Here is a 21,301-nt window from a genome sequence, read left to right as displayed (position 1 = left end):
CCGAGAGGACCCCCAGGACGTGTCCCACCCCGCCCAGCCGGCTCCCACGCCGGCGGAGCTGAGGAAGGTGCTGCTGCCGCTGGTCGGCGGTGCGTTCCTCGTCGTGCTCAACGAGACGATCCTCAACGTCGCCGTCCCGTCGATCATGCGCGACCTGGACGTCAGCGCCAACACCGCCCAGTGGGCCACCAGCGCTTACATGCTGACCATGGCGACCGCCATCCCCGCCAGCGGTTTCCTGCTGCGCCGCATGGGCGCCCGGCGGCTGTTCGTCATCGCCATGGTCCTGTTCAGTGTCGGTGCCCTGATGGCCGCGCTGTCGCACACCTTCGCCCTGCTGGTCACCGCCCGCGTCGTCCAGGCGTGCGGCGCCGCGGTCATGATGCCGGTACTGATGGCCACCGTCGCCTCCATGGTGCCGCCCGAGCGACGGGGCACCGTCATGGGCACCGCCACCGTCGTCGTCGGCGCCGCCCCGGCCCTCGGTCCCGCCACCTCCGGCTTCGGCCTCAGCCTGGTCGGCTGGCACGGCGTGTTCTGGATCGCGCTCGGCGTCGCCCTGCTCATCCTCCTGCTCGGCCTGCGCTCCCTGCCCCCGCAAGCGGAACACGAGCCCGTCCCGATCGACTGGTGGTCCGTCGCCCTGTCAGTGCCCGCCTTCGGCGGCATCGTCCTCGGCCTCAGCCTCATCGAGACCGACGTGACGGCCGCGATCCCCTGCCTGGCCGCCGGCCTCCTCGTCCTGGCCGCCTTCGTACTGCGGCAACTGCGAACCGCCCGCACCGGCCGCGCCTACCTCGACCTGCGCACCTTCCGCTCCACCGGCTTCACCACGGCCATCGCCGCGATCGCGGCCACCAGCGTCATCCTGTTCGCCACCGTCAGCATCGTCCCCCTGCTCATGCAGAACGTCCTCGGCGTCAGCACAGCTGCCACCGGACTCGCCATGCTCCCCGGCGGTGCCATGATCGCGATCCTGTCGCCGGTGACCGGCCGACTCCACGACCGCTACGGCGCACCGAGGGTCATCCTGCCCGCTTCCTGCGTCGTGCTCGCCGCCACCGTCGCCTTCACCCGGATCCCCGAATCCGCGGGCCTGGTCGCCTTCTCCGCCGCGTTCATCGCCCTGCACATCGGATTCGCGGGCCTGTTCACCCCGCTGATGGCCCTCGCCCTCGGCTCCGTCTCCCGGGAGCACCAGCCCGACGCCGGCGCGACCTTCAGCACCACCCAGCAGCTCTTCGGCGCCGCCGGCGCGGCCGGGCTCATCGCGGTCATGCAGAGTATGTCGACCCACGGCGACGAGGTGACCGTCCGCGGCGTCCACGGTGCCTTCGCCGTCGCCGCGTGCAGTGCGGCGGCACTGCTGGCGATCACCGTCTGGATCACCCTCCACGCCCGCCGGAACCCCGCCTCCGACGAGCCCGACTCCCGTGCCGAGCCCGTCGAGTCGGCAGCCGGCGCCTGACGGGCCGTCTCCTTCCGGACACGTGCCGGCCCGCCCGTTCGAACGGTCGTATCCGTGTAGGTGAAGACCACCGGGAGGACGGGCGAGTCCGGCATCGTTCGCTGCCTCCACCGGGCCCACGACGAGTGGCCCGGCGACGGCGCCCACCTGCTCGACCTCGGTGACGGACGCGCCCTGGCCGTGGAGGCCGGCCGAGACCCGAGTGCCCTGCGCGTGGCGGCCGAGCGGAGGGGCCTGCCCGTCGCGTTCGCCGCGGACGCGTATCCGCACGCCGACTTCCTCCCCGGCGCCGTCCAGCTCAGCCGCGACACCGGGGCCCCGCTCCTGGTCTCGGCGGCCGGGCGTCGTTCCTTCGCCCACCGCGGGCCGGCACCGACCTGGGCGGACCGTTCCCGCGGGGGCCGGCCACCCCGGGACACGCCGGCGAGCGCCTGTCCTTCCTGCTGCCGGACGGCTCGCGGCGGCCCGTCGGCGGAGGTCAGTCCAGCCCGCGGCCGTCCGTCGTCAGGGACCGGGCGAGCCGGTCGAGGTAGGCGCGGTAGTCGGCGACGAAGTCGAGGCGGCCCTGGGAGAGGGCCCACTGCACCTGGAGGCCGTCGGAGACGGCGAGGACCTCACGGGCCACCTGGTCGGGATCGGTCCCGGGCCTGAGCCGGCCGGCGGCGAGCGCCCCGCGCAGGCCCGTGGCCAGGGCGCGGGCGGCCCCCTCGTAGCGGGTGGTGAAGAAGGCGTGGGCCGGGTGGGCGGGGTCCGTCGCCTCGACGGAGAGCTTCGCGAAGAGTTCGATGAGGCCCGGTTCGGTGAGGTTGTGCGTGGCCAGCGCCAGGACGGCACGGAACTGCTCGCGGACGTCGTCGTGCGGCACGGACCCGTGCACCTTGAGGTAGTTGCGTTCCTCGCGGGCTTCGAGCACCGCCATCAACAGCTTCTCCTTGCTGCCGAAGTGGTGCAGGACCACGGTCGCCGACGTCCCGGCGTCGGCGGCGATCCTGGCGAGGGACGAGTTGAGGTAGCCCCCTCGGGCGAAGCCGGCGGTGGCCGCGTCGAGGATCGCCGTCCGTCGGGCGTCGGCCGCCGCATACGTTCCCGTGGACCGCCGCCGCCGTTTCGGCCGGTCGGTCGGTTCCTGCGCCACGGCCGCTTCCGATCTGGTCTTCATCCGCACCAGCGTAACGATCCGTCGAGTGTGACCTGGGACGCTCCATAAAAGTATTGGACGCATTCAGTTTTTATTCTACTGTTCACGCACCCGCCCGCCGTCGTGCTGGGCCAGAGCCGCTGGAGCGTGCCATGAACGACCAGGACACCGTCGGCAGACCGGCTGCCACCGCAGCCGGGACCGACGCCTTCCGCCCCCCTGTTCCGTCCCGAGGGTTCATCGCCGGACTGATCACCGCCCAGTGCCTGTCCTTCGCGGCGGTCTTCACTCCGATCCTCGTCTCGCTGTCCCTGCGGGTGAGCGAGCTGGACCCGCAGCACAAGACGGCCTCCCTGAGCCGCGTCCTGGCCGTCGGCGCGGTCCTCGCGCTGATCGCCAACCCGCTGTTCGGCGCGCTGTCGGACCGCACCACCTCCCGCTTCGGGCGCCGCCGCCCGTGGCTGCTGGCCGGCGCCCTGGTCACCGCCCTCGGCACCCTCCTGTGCGGCACGGCCACGGGCCTGGGCACGCTGACGGTGGGCTGGGCCGTCACCCAGCTCGGCGCCAACGCCGTCTACGCCGCCCTGCTCGCCACCATCCCCGACCGCGTCCCCGACCACCTCCAGGGCCGCGTCTCGGGCGCGGTGGGGATGACGCTGTACGTCGCCATGGTCCTCGGCACAGTCCTCGCCCAGCCGCTGCTGCACCACACCGTGCTGCTGTTCCTGGTGCCCGGCCTGCTCGGCCTGGCAGGTGTGTCGGCGCTGGTGTGGCTCATGCGGGACGACGCCCCGGCCGACCGGGCTGCCCTGCCGCCCTTCCGCCCGGGCGAGTTCCTGCGGTCCTTCTGGGTCTCGCCCCGCCGGCACCCCGACTTCGCGTGGAACTTCTGCGGACGCTTCCTGATGTTCTGCGGCATCTCGACGATGACGGGCTACCAGTTCTACTTCGCCCTGGACCGGCTGGGCCAGAGCGTCTCCGAGGCCTCGTCGACCGTCGCCGTCGCCGCGGTGGTCACCATGGCGGGCACCGTCGTCGGCTCGCTGGCCGGCGGCTGGCTGTCCGACCGCACCGGCCGCCGCAAGGTCTTCGTCTTCGCCGCGGCGCTGATCTCGGTCGTCGGGCTGGCGCTCACCGCGTACGCGGACACCACCGCCTCCTTCTGCGTCGCGGTCGCCGTCTTCAGCCTCGGCCTCGGCTCCTACATGGCCGTGGACACGGCCCTCGCCATCGGTGTGCTGCCCGACCGCGCCCAGGCGGCCAAGGACCTCGGGGTGCTCAACATCGGCAACACCCTGCCGCAGTCGCTGATCCCCGCCGTCGCCCCCGTCTTCCTCGGCATCGGCAGCGCCGCCGGGACCAACTACGGCGCGCTGTACCTGTTCGGCTCCGCCTGCGCCCTGGCGGGCGCCTTCGCCATCCACTTCGTCCGCGCGGTCCGCTGAGACGCCCGCCCCCCACACACGGAGGAACGAACCCCACATGCGCTACCGCGACAGTCAACTGCCCGTACGGGAGCGGGTCGAGGACCTGCTGGCCCGGATGACCCTTCAGGAGAAGGCCGGCCTGCTCTTCCAGACCATGGTCACCCTGCACCCCGACGGCTCGCTCGTCGACGACCCGGCCGAGGCCCCGGCGGCCCCGGCCCGGGCGATGATCGGCGAACTCGCCATGAACCACTTCAACGTGCTCGGCGCGGCCGGGCCCCGCGAGATGGCCCAGTGGCACAACCGCCTCCAGGAACTCGCCGAGGACACCCGGCTCGGCATCCCGGTGACGCTCTCCACCGACCCGCGTCACTCCTTCACCGACAACCCGGGCACCGCGATGCGCTCCGGCCCCTTCTCCCAGTGGCCCGAGACCCTGGGCCTGGCGGCCGTCGGCGACCCCGACCTCGTCCGCCGCCACGCGGACACCGTGCGCCGCGAGTACCTCGCCGTCGGCCTGCGCGTAGCCCTCCACCCCCAGCTCGACCTGGCCACCGAGCCGCGCTGGTCCCGGATCTCCGGCACGTTCGGCGAGGACGCCGACCTCACCGCACGCCTGGGCGCCGCCTACATCGAGGGCCTGCGCGGGCCGGGCGACACCCTGGGCCCCGACAGCGTCGCGGCCATGGTCAAGCACTTCCCCGGCGGCGGACCGCAGAAGGACGGCGAGGACCCGCACTTCCCCTACGGGCAGGAGCAGGTCTATCCGGGCGGACGCTTCGACTACCACCTGCGGCCGTTCGAGGCGGCCGTCGCCGCGGGCGCCACCCAGATGATGCCGTACTACGGCAAGCCGGTCGGCACCCCGTACGAGGAGGTCGCCTTCGGCTTCAACCGCGACGTCGTCACCGGCCTGCTGCGGGAACGGCTCGGCTTCGACGGTATCGTCTGCACCGACTGGGCGATCGTCAACGACCATCCGATCATGGGCGAACCGCACCCCGCGCGGGCCTGGGGCGTGGAGCACCTCAGCCCGTCGGAACGCGTCCTGAAGGCACTGCACGCCGGCGTCGACCAGTTCGGCGGCGAACACTGCCCCGGACTGGTCGTCGACCTCGTACGTTCCGGGCGGCTCGCGGAGTCCCGCGTCGACGCCTCCGTCCGCCGGCTGCTCACCGAGAAGTTCCGCCTCGGCCTGTTCGACGAACGCCGGTACGTCGATCCCGATCTCGCGGAGGAGACCGTCGGCCGCGCCGACTTCCGCGCCGCCGGCGCCGCCGCCCAGCGCCGCTCGGTCACCGTCCTCAAGCCGGGCCCGACGCCGTTGGCCGGCCGTCCCCGTCTGTACGTCGAGGGAGTGGACCCGGCGGCCTGCGCACCGTACGGCGAGGTCGTCACGGATCCGGCCGACGCCGACCTGGCCCTGCTGCGCCTGGGCACCCCCTACGAGCCCCGGCCGGGCCTCTTCGAGTCCTTCTTCCACGCCGGCCGGCTGGACTTCCCCGACGAACGGCTCAAGGAGATCCTCACCCTGCTCGACACCGTCCCCACCGTCGTCGCCATCCACCTGGAACGGCCCGCCGTCATCCCGGAGATCGCCGACCGCAGCGCCGCGCTGCTCGCCGTCTACGGCGCGGCGGACACCGCCCTCCTCGACGTGGTCTTCGGCCGGGCCCGCCCCGAGGGACGGCTCCCCTTCCAGCTCCCGCGCTCGATGCGGGAGGTGGAGTCCGGCCGGCCCGACGTCCCACAGGAGAGCGCCGATCCCCTGTTCCCCTTCGGACACGGGGAATTCGGGCCGGAGCACCGGCAACACTGAGTTCCCCGCTCCCACCCACCCACCGACCGGCGGACCGCGTCCGCCGGCAGTACAGGAAGAAGCACACATGTCACCGGTCAACCCCCCGACCAGCCCCGCCGAACAGCTCCAGTGGCTGGTCGACCGCGCCGCGATCAGCGATCTGCTGATCGACTTCGCCCGCGCCCTGGACGACAAGGACTGGGAGGGATACGCCGCCAACTACGCCGAGGACGGCGTCCTCGCCATCGCCCCGGGGATCTCCCACACCGGACGGGCGGGCATGGCCGAGTTCGTCGCCGGCAGCCTCGGCCGGTACGCGGGCACCCACCACCTCAGCACCAACCACGCCGTCACCGTCGACGGGGACACCGCCACCACCCGCTCCTACCTGGTGGCCGCACACGTCCTGGACGCCGACGACCCCTACCGCCACGCCGACGGAGCCGGCTGGTACCGCTGCCGGCTCCGCCGCACCCCGGAGGGCTGGCGGTTCGCCCACGTCACCCTGGAGATCCGCTACCTGTCGGGCGAGCCCCTCATCCACTGACCGCGGCGTCCGTGACGGCGGTCCACGCGGCGGCGGTCCCCGTCGTTCAGAGTCGCTGGGTGGACCAGCCGATCAGGGCGCCGCGCAGGGCCGCCAGAAGACGGGTGGCCGCCTCCTCCTCGCCGCGCCCGCTGTTGATGAGGTCGAGGATGTCGCGCGGGTCGAACAGCGCGTTCCACAGGTACAGGGCCTCGTCGCCGAGGTCGCCCAGGCCGAGTTCCTCGGTGGTCTGCCGCAGCGGTTCGGCGAGCGCCTCGGCCTGCGGGACGAGATAGCCGGTGTTCTCCCTCAGCCGTTCGAGGTAGCCGCGGTGCGACCGCATCTGGGCCATCGCGCCACCGTGCTCCAGCACCAGGGACACCCAGTACCGGGACACGGCTTCGAGCCTGGCCATGCCCCGTACGGTCTGCCGGGCACTGAACTCCCTCAGTTCCTCGCCCACTTGGGCGCGGAACGCGTGCAGCACCTCCTCGACGGAGGAGAAGTGGCGGTAGGCGGTCGCGGTGGACACCTCGGCGTGCTTGGCGATCTCCGCCAGGCTGACCGGCTCCGGGGAGTTCTCGAACAGGAGCGCGGCGGCCTTGATGAGGTGCCTGCGGTTGCGCTCGGTGTCACTGCGCATGGGGCGACTTCTCCTCGCGTCGGGGGCGGCGGTCATCGCAAGGCGGCGAAGCCCAGGGCGAGTCGGCGGACGCCCTCGGTGATGGACTGCGGGCTGGCAGCGTACGACAGGCGCAGGTGCCCCTCGCCACAGGCGCCGAACTCGCTGCCGGGCCGGACGGCCACGCCGTGTTCGCGCAGGGCGGCGACGACCTCCACGGACGGCAGGTCCAGGTCGTAGCGCGGGAACTGGTAGAACGCACCCTCCGGCGAACTGAGCGTCAGACCGGGGATCTCCGCCAGCGCGTCGCGCATGATGTCGCGCCGCTGGAGGTACGCCGCGCGCATCCGCTCCACGTCCGCCTCACAGCGCTCCACCGCGACCAGCGCCGCGTCCTGGATGAAGGTGTTGACGGAGCCGTTGAACGTGTTGTGGACGCGTGCCGAGGCCCGGATGAGCTCCGTCGGACCCCAGAGGTACCCCACGCGCCAGCCGGTCATCGCGTAGCTCTTGGAGAAGGTCTGGCAGTACACGGTGCGCTCGCGCAGACCGTTGAGCGAGACCGCGGAGGTGAAGGGGCGGCCGGTGAAGTCCAGGGCGGAGTAGGCCTCGTCGGAGATGACGATCGTCGAGGTGCCGTCGAGCAACTCGGCGAGCGCCTCGAGTTCCTCCCGGCTGTGCACGATGCCGGTGGGGTTGCTGGGGTTGCAGAAGACGAAGAGCCGGGCGTCCACGAGGGCGTCGGCCAGCCGGTCCAGGTCCCAGTGCAGGTCCGGCGCGAGCGGTACGGGCACGACGACGCCGCCGGCCATGCTGACCAGGTCGGCGTAGAGGGAGTAGGTGGGGTCCGGGACGACGACCCGGTCACCGGGGTTGACGACGGCGAGGATCGAGGCTGCGAGACCGGCGGTGCCGCCCTGGGTGATCAGGATGTCCCCGGCGCTCGCCGGCGTCCCGGCCAGCGCGGTCAGCCGCTCGGCGAGCGCCTCGCGCAGGGCGGCCTCGCCGAGCAGCGGCGAGTAGTGCGTGCGGCCGGCGTGCAGCGCGCGCAGGGCGGCCTCGGTCACCGCCTCGGGGGTGTCGAAGTCGGGCTCGCCCATGGCGAGGGAGACGAGGTCGCCGCGGGACTGCGGCTGCTGGGTGCGGCGGGAGGCGGCGGCGATCCGGGCGACCGCGTCGGCCGGGGTGAACACGGGGGACGGGGCGGCGAGGGCGGGGGACATCGGGAGTCTCCTGGTGGTGGTCGCGGTGACGGGACTTCAGAGCTGGGACCGGGCGTCGGCGGGAGCGCCGGCCCAGCGGCTGACCTCCAGGTCGCCGGAGGTGTCGCGCTGCCGGGTGGGGGCGACGACCATCTCCTGGAGCACGACCCGCTGAGGGAGGGTGACGGCGAGGCGGATCGCCTCGGCCACGTCCACCGGCTGCACCATGTTCAGGCGCTCCTCGGGGGCCGGCGGGCGGGCCCGGTTGTCGAGGATCGGGGTGTCCGCCTCGCCGGGCAGCACGGTGATCGCGCGCAGCCCCTGGTTGCGGAAGGTGTTGTGCAGGAACGTCATGAAGTTGCGGGCGCCGGCCTTGGCCGCGCCGTAGGCCGCTCCGCCGAGCAGGTTGGGGTTGACGGCGGCGAGCGAGGAGACGGTCACGATGGTTCCGGCGCCGCGTCCGAGCATGTCCGGCAGGACGGCCTGGGTGAGCTGGAAGACGGCCGTGAGGTTGACGTCGAGCACCTGGCGCCACTCCTCGTGCGGCAGCCACTGCGGGTTGAGTACCGAGGAGGAGCTGCCCGCGTTGTTCACCAGGATGTCGACGGGGCCGAACTCGGCGCGGATCCGCTCCAGTACGCGCGTGACGTCCTCGGCACGGGTGATGTCGGCGGCGAGGGCCAGAGCCGTGCCGCCCTCGGCGCGGATGGTTTCCGCGACCTCGTCGAGGGCCTGCTGCCGGCGGCCGAGCAGGACGACGCGGATGCCGTCCCGGGCCAGCAGTCGTGCGGTCTCCAGGCCCATTCCGCTGCCTGCGCCCGTGATGAGCGCGGTCTTGGCCGTCGTCGTCACCGGGCCACCTCCTTGATCGGTCTGAGCATGATGAAGTGAGACGATATTTTCAATTGAGAATATCTTCTCGATTTGTGCGCGACAAGGGCGCTGAGAAGCCGAGAGCGGCGAACGCCCCGGCGGCCGCGTGCGCCAGTGTCCGCACCTCGGCCGCACGCTGCGCGGACCGGTGCACCGAGGTCTCCCGGTCGGTCCACCGGAAACGCAGTCGGCGTCCCGGTCCCGCCTGTCCGAGCAGGGGCAGGCAGGCTCGCGAGGCGACACCGACGATCGGGTAGCCCGCCGTCAGGCTCCGGTAGCGGCCGAGGACGATGAGTTCGTCCGCGTGCGGGATCTGCAGCGCCCCCACGGGCACCCCGTGCGACACGATCTCGGCGTCGCCGTCCGGGTGCAGCACCGGTCCGTCGAGCCGGAGCCCCACGTGGTCGGAGCGGGGGGTGACGGTGTACACCGAGTCCTCGATCAGCTCCCGGACGCCGGGGATGTCGTGGATGCCGTGGCTCGCGACGACGTCGACGGTCCAGATGTCCTCGTCGAAGCGCGGCACGGGCACGGGGAGCCGGAACAGCGACGGCTCGAACGGCCGGCGGGAAAAGCCCCGGAACTCCGTCTCCAGCAGCAACCGGTCACCCCGTGACACGGTCTGCTTGAAGCCCATCCGGGCGTCCGGCGCGGCGCTGCCCAGCAGCCGTTTCGCGGCGAGCGTGCCGTTGACCGCCAGGTAGGTGCGCATCCCGCGGCCGGTGTCCGGGCGGACGCGGATCTCCTGCCCGGCCGGCACCACCAGGGGCGTCCAGGTGTCCGCGGGCATCCCGGTCACCGTCACCTCGGCCGGGGCACCGGTCACCGCCAGGAGCACGTCGGCGTCCGGCACCAGGGCCAGTTCGCCGCCGAGGCTCTCCAGGAGCGTCGCGTGCGCGGGGTTGCCCGCGAGCAGGTTGGCGACGACCGCCGCGTGCTGGTCGGCCGCGCCGCCCGTGGGCACGCCGAGCTGCTCGGAACCGAGCCGCCCGAGGTCCTGGAACGTCGTGACCCAGCCGGTGTGCGTGATGTCGAGTCCCACGGTCGTCATGCGCGGTCCTCCACCGGCAGCAGGAAACCGGCGTCCAGCCCGTCCGCCTCGGCCCGGGACACCGGGAGGAAGCGCACGACGTCACCGGGGGCGAACGAGACGGGTTCCGGGCGGGTGATGTCGACGATGGTGTGCGGGGTGCGGCCGACGACCCGCCACCCGGTGGGTCCGGGGAACGGCTGGATGATGGCGTTGGTGCCCGCGATCATCACCGATCCGGGGACGACGTCGGTACGCGGTTCGGCGCGCCGGCGGACCGGCCGGGGCACTTTCAGCCCATCCATCATGGGCGCCATCGCCGCGCCCAGCAGCGAGATGGTGAACGTGGAGTCCGCGATGGCCTCGACGACCCCGGCGGGGGAGCGGTCCAGTTCCCGTGCCACCGACGCCAGGTCGGGACCGGCCTCGTCGTCGAAGACGACCGGGATCTCGAAGGTGCGCGCCTCCCGCGCGCCGCCCGCGCCCGTGGTGGGCGCGGGCGCCCACTCCGCGACCAGACGGGCGGCGTACTCCACGTGCGGCAGGGCCGTCCGCAACGGGTCGAACTCGACGAGCAGTGACTCCAGGCCGGAGACGACGTCGAGGACGCCGGGCGGCCGGTGGGCCAGGAACCGGTCCCGGAAGGCGACGATCGCGGCCCTGCGGATCGTCTGCTCGGGGTGGGGGATGGTCACCATGACCGCCGAGTCCCCGAAGGGCTCGACGGTGACGGCGCCGTACGGTGCTGTGGTCATCGCCTGGTGCGCCCGGCCTCAGTGGGCCGGTGCGGACTCCGCCTTCCGTGCCTTCTCCGCCAGGACGTCCCGCAGACCGGTGACGCGGATGCCCTCGGCGTCCAGTGCGGCGCGCAGCGCGGTGCCGTTCTCCAGCACGGTGGGGTGGTCGCCGTGCAGCAGCAGGATGTCGGCGTCGTGCCCGAGCGGGACCACGTTGCCGTTGACGGAACGGACCGTGCCCTCGCGCACGACCTGCCTGGCACGCTCACCGATGAGCTGCGGGTCGTGGATGAGGCCGCCCTCGTGCGAGCGCGGCACCGGCATGCCGTCGTCGCCGTAGCCGCGGTCGGCCAGGAAGACGTAGCCGACCTCCAGGCCGCGCTTGCGCGACTCCTCGGCGAGCAGGCCGCGCTGGCAGATGACGATGTAGTCCTTGTTGTACGCGGCGATGGCGTCGGTGATGGCGCGGGCGTGCTTGGCGTCGGTCTGCGCGATCGAACCCATGCGTCCGTGCGGCGCGACGTGGCTGATGGTGCCGCCGTGCACCCGGGCGAAACCGTCGAGCGCGCCGAGCTGGTAGAGCACGTCGGTGCGGATCTCCTCCTCGGTCGCCTCGATCAGGCGGCGGCCGAAGCCCACGAGGTCGGGGTAGCCCGGGTGGGCGCCCAGCTCGATGCCGCGCTCGACGCACTGGGCGACGGTCCGGTCCATGATGCGCGGGTCGCCGGCGTGGAAACCGCAGGCGATGTTGGAGGAGGTGACGAGGCCGAGCAGGGCCTCGTCGTCCCCGATGGTGTAGTTGCCGAAGCTCTCGCCGAGGTCGGCGACGACGGCTACGGAGTTGATGCCCATGTGGTTCTCCTGGTGCGGGTTCTACGGTTCGGCGTGTTCGGTGTGTGATCGGGTGGCGGAGGGCGCCCTCCGGAGGGAGGCCGCGGGCGGGACGAGGGTGACGGGATGCTCGCCCCGTTCCAGGCCGCGCTCGACGTACTCGGCGACGGCCCGGTTCCTGCGGACCGCGTCCGCGGCCCGCGGGCGGTGCGGATCGTGGGCGTCGCCGCCGGGCGCGCGGACGGGTCTCATGACGGCTCCCTTCGGGGGTGGTGTTCCGGCCGCTGACAGCCGGTGGGCGGTGGCTCAGCGGGCGGCGAGCGGCCGGCCCTTGGTCTCGCGGACGAAGACCAGGCTCACCAGGGTGATCAGTGCGGTGACGATGGCGGCGAACGCGGGCACCAGCTGGGACCCGGTCGACTCGATCAGCTCGGTCATCACCAGCGGGGCGCTGCCGCCGAAGATGATGGTCGAGAGACTGAACCCGATGCTGTAGGCGGAGTAGCGCACCGTGGTCGGGAACATCTCGGCGAGGACCGTGTGGATGACCGCGGCGTGGCCGGAGAAGGCGACGGCCAGGACGACGGTGCCGACGCAGGCGAGCTCGATCCGGCCCGTGGTGATGAGCTCGAACATCGGGTAGGAGACGGCGGCCATGGCGATCGCGGAGCCGGCGAGGACGGGCTTGCGTCCGATCCGGTCCGACAGACGGGCCATCAGCGGGATGCAGAGGGCGATGGCGACCAGGCTGACCGCGGTGACCAGGAGCGCCCGCAGCATCGAGAAGTTGTTCTCGCCGAGCGAGGTCTTGAGGTAGGTCGGCATGTAGACGAACAGCAGGTAGTAGCCGGGGCCGTTGAGCGCGGGCAGGAAGATGGTCAGCACGATCGCCCTGAGGTGCCGGGGCGAGCCGAGCGCCTCGCGCAGCGGGTTGCGCGCGACGGTGTTCTGCTCGCGCAGCGCCTCGAAGTGGGGGGTCTCCTCCAGCCGGCGGCGGATGTAGAAGCCCACGTAGCCGAGCGGGACGGCGAGCAGGAAAGGCACCCGCCAGGCCCAGGAGGTCATCGCGTCGTCACCGAGCACCGTGATGAGCAGGGCGGACAGGACGCTGCCGACCATGAGGGCGACGAACGATCCGACCGCGATGAAGCTCATCATGTAGTTGCGGCGGTGGTCCGGCGCGTACTCGCCGACGAAGGACATCGCCCCGGCCACCTCGCCGCCCGCGGAGAAGCCCTGAAGCACCCTCAGCAGGACCAGCAGAATGGGCGCGGCGATGCCGATGACGTTGGATGACGGGATCAGGCCGATGGCCGCGGTCGAGGCCGAGATGAGTATCAGCAGGGCGGCGAGCAGGCTCTTGCGGCCGATCCGGTCCCCGATGTAGCCGCAGATGACGCTGCCGAACGGCCGCGCGACGAAGCTGACGAGGAAGCCGACGTTGGTGAGGAAGAGGCTGCCCGCGTCTCCCTCGCCCATGATGGTGAGGGCGAGGTAGGTGACCAGCAGGCCGTAGATGCCGTAGTCGTACCACTCGACGAAGGAACCGATCGCGCCGGCGACCGTGGCCTTGCGGACGACCTTGTCATGGGGGGAGACGACGTCGACGGCTGCGGCGTCGGTGGTGTCCGACGCTGCTTCGTGACGATCTGAGGTGGTGCCGAGCCGATCTGACGTTGTCATACGCGTTCACTTTCGGTGTCGCGGACCCCTGCGCGGTGTCCTGACGGCGTCGGGGTACGCCTGTTCGCCCCGGTGCGGGCGGGGAGCGAAGAGGGGAACCCCGGGAGAGGGAGTGACGTGTTCCGGGGCTGCCGGCATGCGGATCACAGCGCCGCGCCCAAGATGCGACTTCAATCGCGAATGAGAATAGGTTCGCATTCTCGCGGCGGTCAAGGACTCGTGTTGCCTCGAAGTTAACCTTCGGCTTCCGTTGTGATTCCCGGCCTGAAACAGGAGCCGGAAGGCGGTCCGAGCGCGGCTCACCCTTGTGCTGTGCCACGGATGTATGCAGACTGACCCAAGCGAAACGCGAAAGTTTTCGCACTTCTGGGTGGCGGCGGTACCTCCCCCTGTCTTCTGCCCCGTGGCGCCGGCGCGACCACGGCGACCACGGCCACCCACGTCGCCACCGCGATCAGTTCCTCGCAAGGAGATGCCGATGACCCAGGACAACGTGCGCGTCCACACCGAGTGGAACCGCGTCGAAGAGAAACTGCTGGACCGGTTCCGGGCCCACTCGGTGGCCAACCTCGGTGACGCCCTGGACCGGTTGAACATCGTCGACGGCGGCATCGTGCCTGTCTGGAACGGCGCCAAGGCCGTCGGCACGGCGCTGCCGGTCCTCTCCGTGGCGGGCGACAACAAGGCCGTGATCGCCGCGCTGGAGCACATCCGCCCCGGCGACATGCTGGTCATCAACGCGTTCGGCTACGACGGCCGGGCCATCATGGGCGACAACCTCGCCCAGCGCTTCGCCGTCCACGGCGCGGCCGGCGCGGTCGTGGACGGTTATGTCCGCGACGCCGCCATCATCGAGGACCTCGCCTTCCCGGTCTTCGCCCGCGGACTCACACCCGCCGGTCCTTTCAAGAACGGCCCCGGCACCATCGGCGAGGCGGTCGCCATCGGCGGTGTCGTCGTTCACCCCGGCGACATCATCGCCGCCGACGGTGACGGGGTCATCGTCATCCCGCCGCATCGTGCCGAGGAAGCACTCGAAGCGGTCGAGGCCGTCGTCGCCCGGGAGGCCGCCCTGGACGCCGAGGTCGAAACGCTGCGCGCCGAGGCCGCCAGGTGACCGCCGCGCCGACGTCACCGGAACGCCTGCGCGTCGCGGTGGCCGCCCCGCTGTCCGAGGAGAACCGCGCCCGCGTCCAGGAGCTGGAGCCGCGCGTCGACCTCGTCGTCGACCCCGCGCTGTTGCCCCCGATGCGCTGGCCCGCCGACTTCGCCGGCGACCCCGACTGGCACCGCACCCCCGAACAGCAGCGCGCCTACGAGGCGGCGATCGACTCCGCCGACGCGCTGTACGGCATACCCGACGTCGACCCCGCCGCCCTGGCGCGCGCCGTACGGGCCAACCCGCGGCTGCGCTGGGTGCACACGATGGCCGCGGGCGGCGGCGGACAGGTCAAGGCCGCCGGACTCGACGTCGGCGAGCTGGACCGGGTCGCCTTCACCACGTCCGCCGGTGTGCACGGCCGTCCGCTGGCCGAGTTCGCCGTCTTCGGCGTGCTCGCGGGCGCCAAGCACCTGCCCCGGCTCCAGCGCCAGCAGCGGGCGCGGGAATGGAGCGGCCGCTGGACGATGGGCCAGGTGCACCGGCAGACCGTCCTCGTGCTGGGCCTCGGCGGGATCGGCCGCCGTGTCGCGGCGTCACTGGACGCACTGGGCGCGACGGTCGTCGGCACCAGCCGCCGGGACGTCACCGTCCCCGGCGTCTCCCGCGTCGTCCACCCCGACCGGATCACGGAACTGGCCCAGGACGTGGACGCCGTCGTCAACACGCTGCCCGGCACCGACGCCACCCACCACCTGCTCGGCAAGCGGTTCCTCGACGCCCTCAAGCCGGGCGCCACGGTCGTCAACGTCGGCCGGGGAACCGTGGTCGACGAGGCCGCGCTGGTCGCCGCGCTCGACTCCGGGCGGGTGGGCTTCGCCGCGCTGGACGTCTTCGAGACCGAACCGCTGCCCGCGCACAGCCCGCTCTGGGACGACGGCCGGGTGCTGGTGAGCCCGCACACCGCGGCGCTCGACGCGGCGGAGGACCGGCTCATCGCCGAACTCTTCGCGGCCAACGCGACCCGCCTCCTCGACGGGCAGTCACTCCTCAACCGCGTCAACACGGTCGAGTTCTACTGAGCTCCACCGAACCCCACCGCACCCGACCTGACGACCGAACGACCAGGAAGACCACCACGCATGACCTCCTCCTTCGATCTCACCGGCAGAACAGCCCTGGTCACCGGATCGAGCCGCGGCATCGGACTGGGCATCGCCACCGGCCTCGCGGAAGCCGGAGCCACCCTCGTCCTCAACGGGGTCGACTCCACCCGCCTCGAAGCCGCCCGCGCCGCGCTCGCCGAACGGTTCGGCGAGGACCGCGTCGCGGCCCGCGCCTTCGACATCGTCGACGAGGACGCCGTCGCGGCGGCCCTCGCGTCGGTCGAGTCCGAGGTGGGCCCGGTCGACGTCCTGGTCAACAACGCCGGGGTCCAGCACCGCGAACCCCTCCTCGAGGTGAGCCGGGAGAACTGGCAGCGAGTGCTCGACACCAACCTCACCGGCGCCTTCGTCACGGGCCGGCAGGTCGCCCGCCGGATGCTGCCGCGCCGCGCCGGCAAGATCATCAACATCTGCTCGGTACAGACCGACCTCGCCCGCCCCACCATCGGCCCCTACACCGCGGCCAAGGGCGCCCTGCGCAACCTGACCCGGGCCATGACGGCGGAATGGGCCGGCGAGGGACTTCAGATCAACGGCATAGCCCCCGGCTACATCCACACCGAGATGACCCAGAACCTCGTCGACGACGAGGAGTTCAACTCCTGGATCCTCGGCCGTACCCCCGCCCGGCGCTGGGGCACGGTGGCCGACATCGTCGGACCCGCCGTCTTCCTCGCCTCCAGCGCCTCCGACTACGTCAACGGCCAGGTCGTCTTCGTCGACGGCGGCATGACGGTCGTCGTCTGAGAAGGGAACCCTCCGTGTCCACCCGGTTCACCCACACCACCACCGCGGTCGTCGCCCACGGTGCCGGCGACGTCAGGGTCGAGGAGACCGGCCTGCGCGCCCCGGAACCGCACGAGGCGGTCGTCACCGTGGCCTTCGGCGGGATCTGCGGTTCCGACCTGCACTACTGGAAGCACGGCGCCGTCGGCGAGTCCGTGCTGCGGGCCCCGATGGTCCTCGGGCACGAGGTCGTCGGCACCGTCCTGCGGGCGGCGTCCGACGGCAGCGGCCCGGCCGCCGGCACCCGCGTCGCGGTCCACCCCTCGCGGCACGAACCCACCGACGTCCGCTTCCCCCACGACCGGCCCAACCTCTCGCCGGGCGTGCGCTACCTCGGCTCCGCCGCACGCTTCCCGCACACCGAGGGAGCCTTCGCCCGCGAGGTCGTCCTGCCCGCGGCCATGCTCCGCGAACTGCCCGGGAACCTCGACCTGCGCGTCGCCGCCCTGGCCGAACCGGCCGCCGTCGCCTGGCACGCCGTCTCGCGGGCGGGCGACGTGCGCGGCAAGCGCGTCCTCGTCGTCGGCAGCGGCCCCATCGGCGCCCTCGCCGTAGCGGTCGCCAAGCGGGCCGGCGCCGGCGAGATCGTGGCCGTCGACCTGCACGACACGCCCCGCCGGATCGCCGCCGAGGTGGGGGCGGCCAGGACCCTGGACGCGGCGGACGCCGATGCGATCGCCGCCGTCGACGCCGACGTGGTGATCGAGTCCTCCGGCAACCACCGGGGCCTCGCCTCCGCCCTCAAGGGCGCCACCCGGGGCGGCACGGTGGTCATGGTGGGCCTGCTTCCCCAGGGAGACCAGCCGGTGCAGATCGCCCACGCCATCACCCGGGAGCTGAACCTGGTCGGCTCCTTCCGCTTCAACGACGAGATCGACGACGTCATCGCGGCCCTCGGCGACGGCTCCCTCGCCGTCGCACCGGTCGTCACCCACTGCTTCCCCGCCGCCGACGCCCTGGAGGCGCTCGCCGTCGCCGCCGACGCCTCGGTCTCCGGCAAGGTCCTCCTCGCGTTCTGACGCGACCGTCCCCACCGAACGGAAGAACCACACATGACCACCCGCGCAACGGCCAACATCGGTGTCGTCGGACTGGCGGTGATGGGCGCGAACCTGGCCCGCAACCTCGCCTCCCGCGAGGGCAACACCGTGGCCGTCCACAACCGCACCCCCGCCCGCACCGCCGAACTCGTCGCGGCCCACCCCGAGGCCGGGTTCGTCGCCGCCGAGTCCATCGACGACTTCGTCGCCTCGCTGGCCCGGCCGCGCACCGCGATCATCATGGTGCAGGCCGGCGCGGGCACGGACGCGGTGATCGACCAGCTCGTCGAGCGGTTCGAGCCCGGTGACATCATCGTGGACGGAGGCAACGCCAACTTCCAGGACACCATCGCCCGCGAGCGGCGCATCGCCCCGACCGGCATCCACTTCGCCGGCGTGGGCATCTCCGGCGGTGAGGAAGGCGCCCTCAAGGGCCCCTCGATCATGCCCGGCGGGTCCGCCGAGTCCTACGAGACCCTCGGCCCGATCCTCTCCTCGATCGCCGCGGTCGCCGACGGTGAACCCTGCGTCACGCACGTCGGCACCGACGGCGCCGGCCACTTCGTCAAGATGATCCACAACGGCATCGAGTACGCCGACATGCAGCTCATCGGCGAGGCGTACGACCTGCTGCGGACGGTGGGCGGCCTCGAACCGCACGCCATCGCCGACGTCTTCACCCAGTGGAACAAGGGCCCGCTGGAGTCCTACCTGATCGAGATCACCGCCGAGATCCTGAGGCAGGTCGACCCCGGCACCGGCAAGCCCTTCGTCGACGTCGTCCTGGACCAGGCCGGCTCCAAGGGCACCGGCGTGTGGACCGTGCAGAACGCCCTCGACCTCGGCGTCCCCGTCGGCGGCATCGCGGAGGCCGTCTTCGCCCGCGCCGTCTCCTCCAAGCCGGACCAACGCGCGGCCGTACGCCGGCTCGGCATCGCCCGCCCCGCGCTCCAGGAAGCCGGCCCCGGCTTCGCCGAGGACGTCGCCAAGGCGCTCTACGCGTCGAAGGTCGTCGCCTACGCGCAGGGGTTCGACGCCATCATCGCCGGCGCCGAGAGGTACGGCTGGGACATCCACAAGGACCGCGTCGCGCGCATCTGGCGCGGCGGCTGCATCATCCGCGCCCGCTTCCTCGACCGCATCGCCGAGGCGTACACCGAAGACCCGGACATCGCCACGCTGCTGGAGGCGCCGTACTTCGCGAGGGCCGTCACCGAGGGCCAGGACGCCTGGCGCCGCATCGTCGCCACCGCCGCCCGCTCCGGCATCCCGGTACCGGGGTTCGGCTCCGCGCTGAGCTACTACGACTCGCTCGCCGCGGACCGCCTCCCCGCCGCGCTCGTCCAGGGCCAGCGCGACTTCTTCGGTGCCCACACCTACCGGCGCACCGACCGGGAGGGCACGTTCCACACCCTCTGGTCCGGTGACCGCGGTGAGGTCCGGACGGACACCGCCTCACACTGACCACCGTCGGCCGTCCATGTCCGGCCCGACATGGACGGCCGACGCCGTCGCGACGCCGACGGCCGGGAGGACAGCCGTCACCCCGTTCCCCGGGACCATCGCGGGTCCCGCCCGGACCGTCGTGCGCCGTTGTAGCGGATGCCTCCGAGACCTCGGGCCCTGTCGCCTCGGCCGCCCGCCCGGTGCCCGTCCGCCTTCCGGTCGTCCCGGCGCCGACGAGCCGTCCCTCCCGGCCGCCTCCTCCTCAGCCGGGCGCCGGCCGCCCGGTGGTGTCCCGCACCACCAGTTTCGGCTCGATGACCGCCTCCCTCGGTTCCCGGTTCTCCTCGTCCAGCCGGTCCACCACGAAGCCGACGGCCCGCTCGGCCATGAGGACGGCGTCCTGGCGGACCGTCGTCAGGCCGACGGGCATGAGGTGCGAGAGGTGGCTGTCGTCGTAACCGACGACCGACACCTCGCCCGGCACCTCGACACCCGCCCGCGCGAACGCCATCAACAGGCCCAGTGCGCACCGGTCGTTGGCGGCGAGCACCGCGGTCGGCAACGGCGTGCCGCGCTCGCGTTCCGCCACCAGCAGGCGCCCCGCCTCGATGCCCGACTCCTCCGTGTGGCTGCCGGCCAGGACCCGCGTCTCCGCCTGGAGCCCGTAGCGCCGCATCGCCGCTCCGTAGGCGCGCCGCCGCTCGGCCGACCCGGGGCCCCGGCCGCCGTCGATGTGGACGATACGGCGGTGTCCGAGGTCGAAGAGGTGGTCCATGGCCTGCCGCACGCCTTTGTTCTCGGCCGTGTGGACACTGTCGATCCGGGCGTCGCGCACCCGCCGGCCGACCGACACCGCGACGGTGCGCCGGCCCAGCTCGTCGAGCCGCGCGGCCCCGGCGTCCGGCCCGAGCAGGATGACCGCCTCGCAGCGGTGGGCGAGCAGCGCCTCGACCGCCTGTATCTCGTCCCGGCCGGGGGCGGTCGCGGACAACAGCACGTCGTAGCCGCGCCGTTCGGCCTCCGGGTAGATGCCCTCGACGAGGTCGGCGTGGAAGGTGTGGTGCACGGTGAACATCACGCCCAGGGTGCGGCTGCGTCCGCGGGCCAGCAGGCGGGCGGCGTTGTCGGGCCGGTACCCGATCTCCTCGGCCACCCGCAACACCCGGTCACGGGTCTCCTGACCGGCGCCCGGCTGGTTGCGGAAGACGATCGAGACCAACGCTCGTGAGACGCCCGCCCTGGCGGCGACGTCCGCCATCGTGGGGCGCTGCTTGCCCGTTGCACTCAACTGTGACTCCACGCCCTCTCGTGACCCGGCCACGAAATTTCGCGGCAACGAGCTATTGACATGACATTTGAACAGGGGCCATCGTACTCGCACTAGAGCGCGCTAGTAGAGCGCGCCAGTACCTCTTCCTCACCTGTTTCCTGTGTGCAACTCCGGTATCCCGGAACGAAGGGACCCCAGCCTGATGTCGTTCGAAGTGCTGACCATGGGCCGTGTCGGAGTGGACGTGTATCCGCTCCAGACCGGGGTGGGACTCGCCGAAGTCACCTCGTTCGGCAAGTACCTGGGCGGCAGCCCGACCAACGTCGCCGTGGCCGCCGCCCGCCACGGACGCCGCGCCGCCGTCGTCACCAAGACCGGACGCGACCCGTTCGGCGACTTTGTCCGCACCGCGCTCACCGGGTACGGCGTCGACACCCGTTTCGTCGGCACCTCGGACATCGCGCCGACCCCGGTCACCTTCTGCGAGATCTTCCCGCCGGACGACTTCCCGCTGTACTTCTACCGCCTCCCCAAGGCTCCCGACCTGGACATCCGGCCGGACGACCTGGACCTGGACGCGGTGGCCGCCGCCCGCATCCTGTGGTTCACCGGCACCGGCCTGAGCGAGGACCCCAGTCGTTCGGCGACGCTGCACGCGCTGGCGCACCGCGCGAAGTCGGGCACCACCGTCTTCGACCTCGACTGGCGTCCCATGTTCTGGCCCGACGCGGCGCAGGCGCGTACGCACTACGCCGAGGCGCTGCGCCACGCCACCGTGGCGGTCGGGAACCTCGCCGAGTGCGCGGTGGCGACCGGCGAACACGAGCCGTACGCCGCCGCGAAGGCGCTGCTCGCCGCGGGCGTGGAACTGGCCGTCGTGAAACAGGGCCCGCGCGGCGTCCTGGCCATGGACCGGGACGGGACGGCGACCGAGATACCTCCGGTGCCGGTGGACGTCGTCAACGGGCTCGGGGCCGGCGACGCGTTCGGCGGCGCGCTCTGCCACGGGCTGCTCTCGGGCTGGGACACCCGCCGTACGGTGACGTTCGCCAACGCCGCCGGGGCCGTCGTCGCGAGCCGGCTGGCCTGCTCGGACGCCATGCCCACCGAGTCCGAGGTGGAAGCCGCGCTGCGGGGGGCGAGCCGTGAGGCCTGA

General features: G+C 72.3%; 20 protein-coding genes. 10 read left to right on the top strand and 10 right to left on the bottom strand.

The window, feature by feature from the left end:
* Positions 1–19 precede the first annotated feature (19 nt).
* A complete protein-coding gene (locus AMK33_RS35890) occupies positions 20–1,468 on the top strand; it encodes a DHA2 family efflux MFS transporter permease subunit (protein ID WP_073937216.1) in 1,449 nt (482 codons plus the stop codon).
* 478 nt (positions 1,469–1,946) lie between these two features.
* On the opposite strand, the gene AMK33_RS35885 is transcribed toward AMK33_RS35890, so the two are convergent.
* Entirely contained in the window at positions 1,947–2,627 is a 681-nt protein-coding gene (locus tag AMK33_RS35885) for a TetR/AcrR family transcriptional regulator (RefSeq protein ID WP_158075157.1), read from the bottom strand.
* 131 nt (positions 2,628–2,758) lie between these two features.
* Here AMK33_RS35885 and AMK33_RS35880 point away from each other — a divergent pair, with 131 nt between their 5' ends.
* From AMK33_RS35880 to AMK33_RS35870, 3 genes are all read left to right on the top strand, one after another.
* Complete coding sequence (locus AMK33_RS35880; RefSeq protein ID WP_107425321.1) at positions 2,759–4,051, top strand: MFS transporter; 1,293 nt, start codon at positions 2,759–2,761, stop codon at positions 4,049–4,051.
* 37 nt (positions 4,052–4,088) lie between these two features.
* A complete protein-coding gene (locus tag AMK33_RS35875; RefSeq protein WP_073937215.1) occupies positions 4,089–5,852 on the top strand; it encodes a glycoside hydrolase family 3 protein in 1,764 nt (587 codons plus the stop codon).
* Positions 5,853–5,919: 67 nt separating this feature from the next.
* Positions 5,920–6,381: a nuclear transport factor 2 family protein gene (locus tag AMK33_RS35870; RefSeq protein WP_079195091.1), complete on the top strand. Its 462-nt coding sequence runs from the start codon at positions 5,920–5,922 to the stop codon at positions 6,379–6,381.
* 46 nt (positions 6,382–6,427) lie between these two features.
* Here the strand turns inward: AMK33_RS35870 and AMK33_RS35865 are convergent, their stop codons facing one another.
* Genes AMK33_RS35865 through AMK33_RS35830 form a run of 8 tightly spaced genes read right to left on the bottom strand, consistent with a single transcriptional unit; the run spans position 6,428 to position 13,338 of the window.
* Complete coding sequence (locus tag AMK33_RS35865) at positions 6,428–7,003, bottom strand: TetR/AcrR family transcriptional regulator (RefSeq protein ID WP_073937214.1); 576 nt, start codon at positions 7,001–7,003, stop codon at positions 6,428–6,430.
* Between the two features lie 32 nt (positions 7,004–7,035).
* A complete protein-coding gene (locus AMK33_RS35860) occupies positions 7,036–8,205 on the bottom strand; it encodes a pyridoxal phosphate-dependent aminotransferase (protein ID WP_073937213.1) in 1,170 nt (389 codons plus the stop codon).
* 36 nt (positions 8,206–8,241) lie between these two features.
* Positions 8,242–9,036: an SDR family oxidoreductase gene (locus tag AMK33_RS35855; protein WP_073937212.1), complete on the bottom strand. Its 795-nt coding sequence runs from the start codon at positions 9,034–9,036 to the stop codon at positions 8,242–8,244.
* A gap of 49 nt (positions 9,037–9,085) precedes the next feature.
* Positions 9,086–10,108 (bottom strand): biotin-dependent carboxyltransferase family protein, encoded by a 1,023-nt coding sequence (locus AMK33_RS35850; protein ID WP_073937211.1) that lies wholly within the window; start codon positions 10,106–10,108, stop codon positions 9,086–9,088.
* Complete coding sequence (locus AMK33_RS35845) at positions 10,105–10,842, bottom strand: 5-oxoprolinase subunit B family protein (RefSeq protein ID WP_073937210.1); 738 nt, start codon at positions 10,840–10,842, stop codon at positions 10,105–10,107. The genes AMK33_RS35850 and AMK33_RS35845 overlap by 4 nt, the downstream gene beginning before the upstream one ends.
* 18 nt (positions 10,843–10,860) lie before the next feature.
* Positions 10,861–11,676, bottom strand: a complete 816-nt coding sequence (locus AMK33_RS35840; protein ID WP_073937209.1) for a LamB/YcsF family protein — start codon at positions 11,674–11,676, stop codon at positions 10,861–10,863.
* A 21-nt stretch (positions 11,677–11,697) separates the two neighbouring features.
* A complete protein-coding gene (locus AMK33_RS35835; protein WP_073937208.1) occupies positions 11,698–11,907 on the bottom strand; it encodes a hypothetical protein in 210 nt (69 codons plus the stop codon).
* Positions 11,908–11,961: 54 nt separating this feature from the next.
* A complete protein-coding gene (locus AMK33_RS35830) occupies positions 11,962–13,338 on the bottom strand; it encodes an MFS transporter (RefSeq protein ID WP_073937207.1) in 1,377 nt (458 codons plus the stop codon).
* A gap of 478 nt (positions 13,339–13,816) precedes the next feature.
* Between AMK33_RS35830 and AMK33_RS35825 the strand changes: the two genes are divergently transcribed.
* From AMK33_RS35825 to gndA, 5 genes are read left to right on the top strand one after another with little or no spacing between them, the layout of a single operon-like run.
* Positions 13,817–14,455 (top strand): RraA family protein, encoded by a 639-nt coding sequence (locus AMK33_RS35825; protein ID WP_079195090.1) that lies wholly within the window; start codon positions 13,817–13,819, stop codon positions 14,453–14,455.
* A complete protein-coding gene (locus AMK33_RS35820; RefSeq protein WP_073937205.1) occupies positions 14,452–15,519 on the top strand; it encodes a D-2-hydroxyacid dehydrogenase in 1,068 nt (355 codons plus the stop codon). Before AMK33_RS35825 ends, AMK33_RS35820 begins: the two co-directional genes overlap by 4 nt.
* Positions 15,520–15,579: 60 nt before the next feature.
* On the top strand, positions 15,580–16,350 hold the full coding sequence (locus tag AMK33_RS35815) for an SDR family oxidoreductase (protein WP_073937204.1): 771 nt from the start codon (positions 15,580–15,582) through the stop codon (positions 16,348–16,350).
* A 14-nt stretch (positions 16,351–16,364) separates the two neighbouring features.
* Entirely contained in the window at positions 16,365–17,408 is a 1,044-nt protein-coding gene (locus tag AMK33_RS35810; protein WP_073937203.1) for a zinc-binding dehydrogenase, read from the top strand.
* 33 nt (positions 17,409–17,441) lie between these two features.
* Positions 17,442–18,893, top strand: coding sequence for an NADP-dependent phosphogluconate dehydrogenase (gndA, locus tag AMK33_RS35805; RefSeq protein WP_073937202.1), 1,452 nt, complete (start codon positions 17,442–17,444; stop codon positions 18,891–18,893).
* A gap of 244 nt (positions 18,894–19,137) precedes the next feature.
* Here the strand turns inward: gndA and AMK33_RS35800 are convergent, their stop codons facing one another.
* Positions 19,138–20,133, bottom strand: coding sequence for a LacI family DNA-binding transcriptional regulator (locus AMK33_RS35800; RefSeq protein WP_073937201.1), 996 nt, complete (start codon positions 20,131–20,133; stop codon positions 19,138–19,140).
* 214 nt (positions 20,134–20,347) lie between these two features.
* On the opposite strand from AMK33_RS35800, the gene iolC reads away from it, so the two are divergent.
* Entirely contained in the window at positions 20,348–21,301 is a 954-nt protein-coding gene (gene iolC, locus AMK33_RS35795; protein WP_073937200.1) for a 5-dehydro-2-deoxygluconokinase, read from the top strand.

Origin of the sequence: Streptomyces sp. CB02400 (genome assembly GCF_001905725.1) — a bacterium.
In the GTDB taxonomy this organism is placed as follows: domain Bacteria; phylum Actinomycetota; class Actinomycetes; order Streptomycetales; family Streptomycetaceae; genus Streptomyces; species Streptomyces atrovirens.
The sequence above is the reverse complement of the archived record's forward strand: the minus strand, read 5'-3'. Positions and strand labels throughout refer to the sequence as shown.

Bases quoted from the DNA above. Each gene is read 5' to 3' on its own strand.
- AMK33_RS35880 (WP_107425321.1), top strand. From the start codon at position 2,759: ATGAACGACCAGGACACCGTCGGCAGACCGGCTGCCACCGCAGCCGGG.
- AMK33_RS35825 (WP_079195090.1), top strand. From the start codon at position 13,817: ATGACCCAGGACAACGTGCGCGTCCACACCGAGTGGAACCGCGTCGAA.
- gndA (WP_073937202.1), top strand. From the start codon at position 17,442: ATGACCACCCGCGCAACGGCCAACATCGGTGTCGTCGGACTGGCGGTG.
- AMK33_RS35835 (WP_073937208.1), bottom strand. From the start codon at position 11,907: ATGAGACCCGTCCGCGCGCCCGGCGGCGACGCCCACGATCCGCACCGC.
- AMK33_RS35860 (WP_073937213.1), bottom strand. From the start codon at position 8,205: ATGTCCCCCGCCCTCGCCGCCCCGTCCCCCGTGTTCACCCCGGCCGAC.
- AMK33_RS35800 (WP_073937201.1), bottom strand. From the start codon at position 20,133: ATGGCGGACGTCGCCGCCAGGGCGGGCGTCTCACGAGCGTTGGTCTCG.
- AMK33_RS35870 (WP_079195091.1), top strand. From the start codon at position 5,920: ATGTCACCGGTCAACCCCCCGACCAGCCCCGCCGAACAGCTCCAGTGG.
- AMK33_RS35845 (WP_073937210.1), bottom strand. From the start codon at position 10,842: ATGACCACAGCACCGTACGGCGCCGTCACCGTCGAGCCCTTCGGGGAC.
- AMK33_RS35850 (WP_073937211.1), bottom strand. From the start codon at position 10,108: ATGACGACCGTGGGACTCGACATCACGCACACCGGCTGGGTCACGACG.
- AMK33_RS35840 (WP_073937209.1), bottom strand. From the start codon at position 11,676: ATGGGCATCAACTCCGTAGCCGTCGTCGCCGACCTCGGCGAGAGCTTC.
- AMK33_RS35830 (WP_073937207.1), bottom strand. From the start codon at position 13,338: ATGACAACGTCAGATCGGCTCGGCACCACCTCAGATCGTCACGAAGCA.
- AMK33_RS35875 (WP_073937215.1), top strand. From the start codon at position 4,089: ATGCGCTACCGCGACAGTCAACTGCCCGTACGGGAGCGGGTCGAGGAC.
- iolC (WP_073937200.1), top strand. From the start codon at position 20,348: ATGTCGTTCGAAGTGCTGACCATGGGCCGTGTCGGAGTGGACGTGTAT.
- AMK33_RS35865 (WP_073937214.1), bottom strand. From the start codon at position 7,003: ATGCGCAGTGACACCGAGCGCAACCGCAGGCACCTCATCAAGGCCGCC.
- AMK33_RS35815 (WP_073937204.1), top strand. From the start codon at position 15,580: ATGACCTCCTCCTTCGATCTCACCGGCAGAACAGCCCTGGTCACCGGA.
- AMK33_RS35885 (WP_158075157.1), bottom strand. From the start codon at position 2,627: ATGAAGACCAGATCGGAAGCGGCCGTGGCGCAGGAACCGACCGACCGG.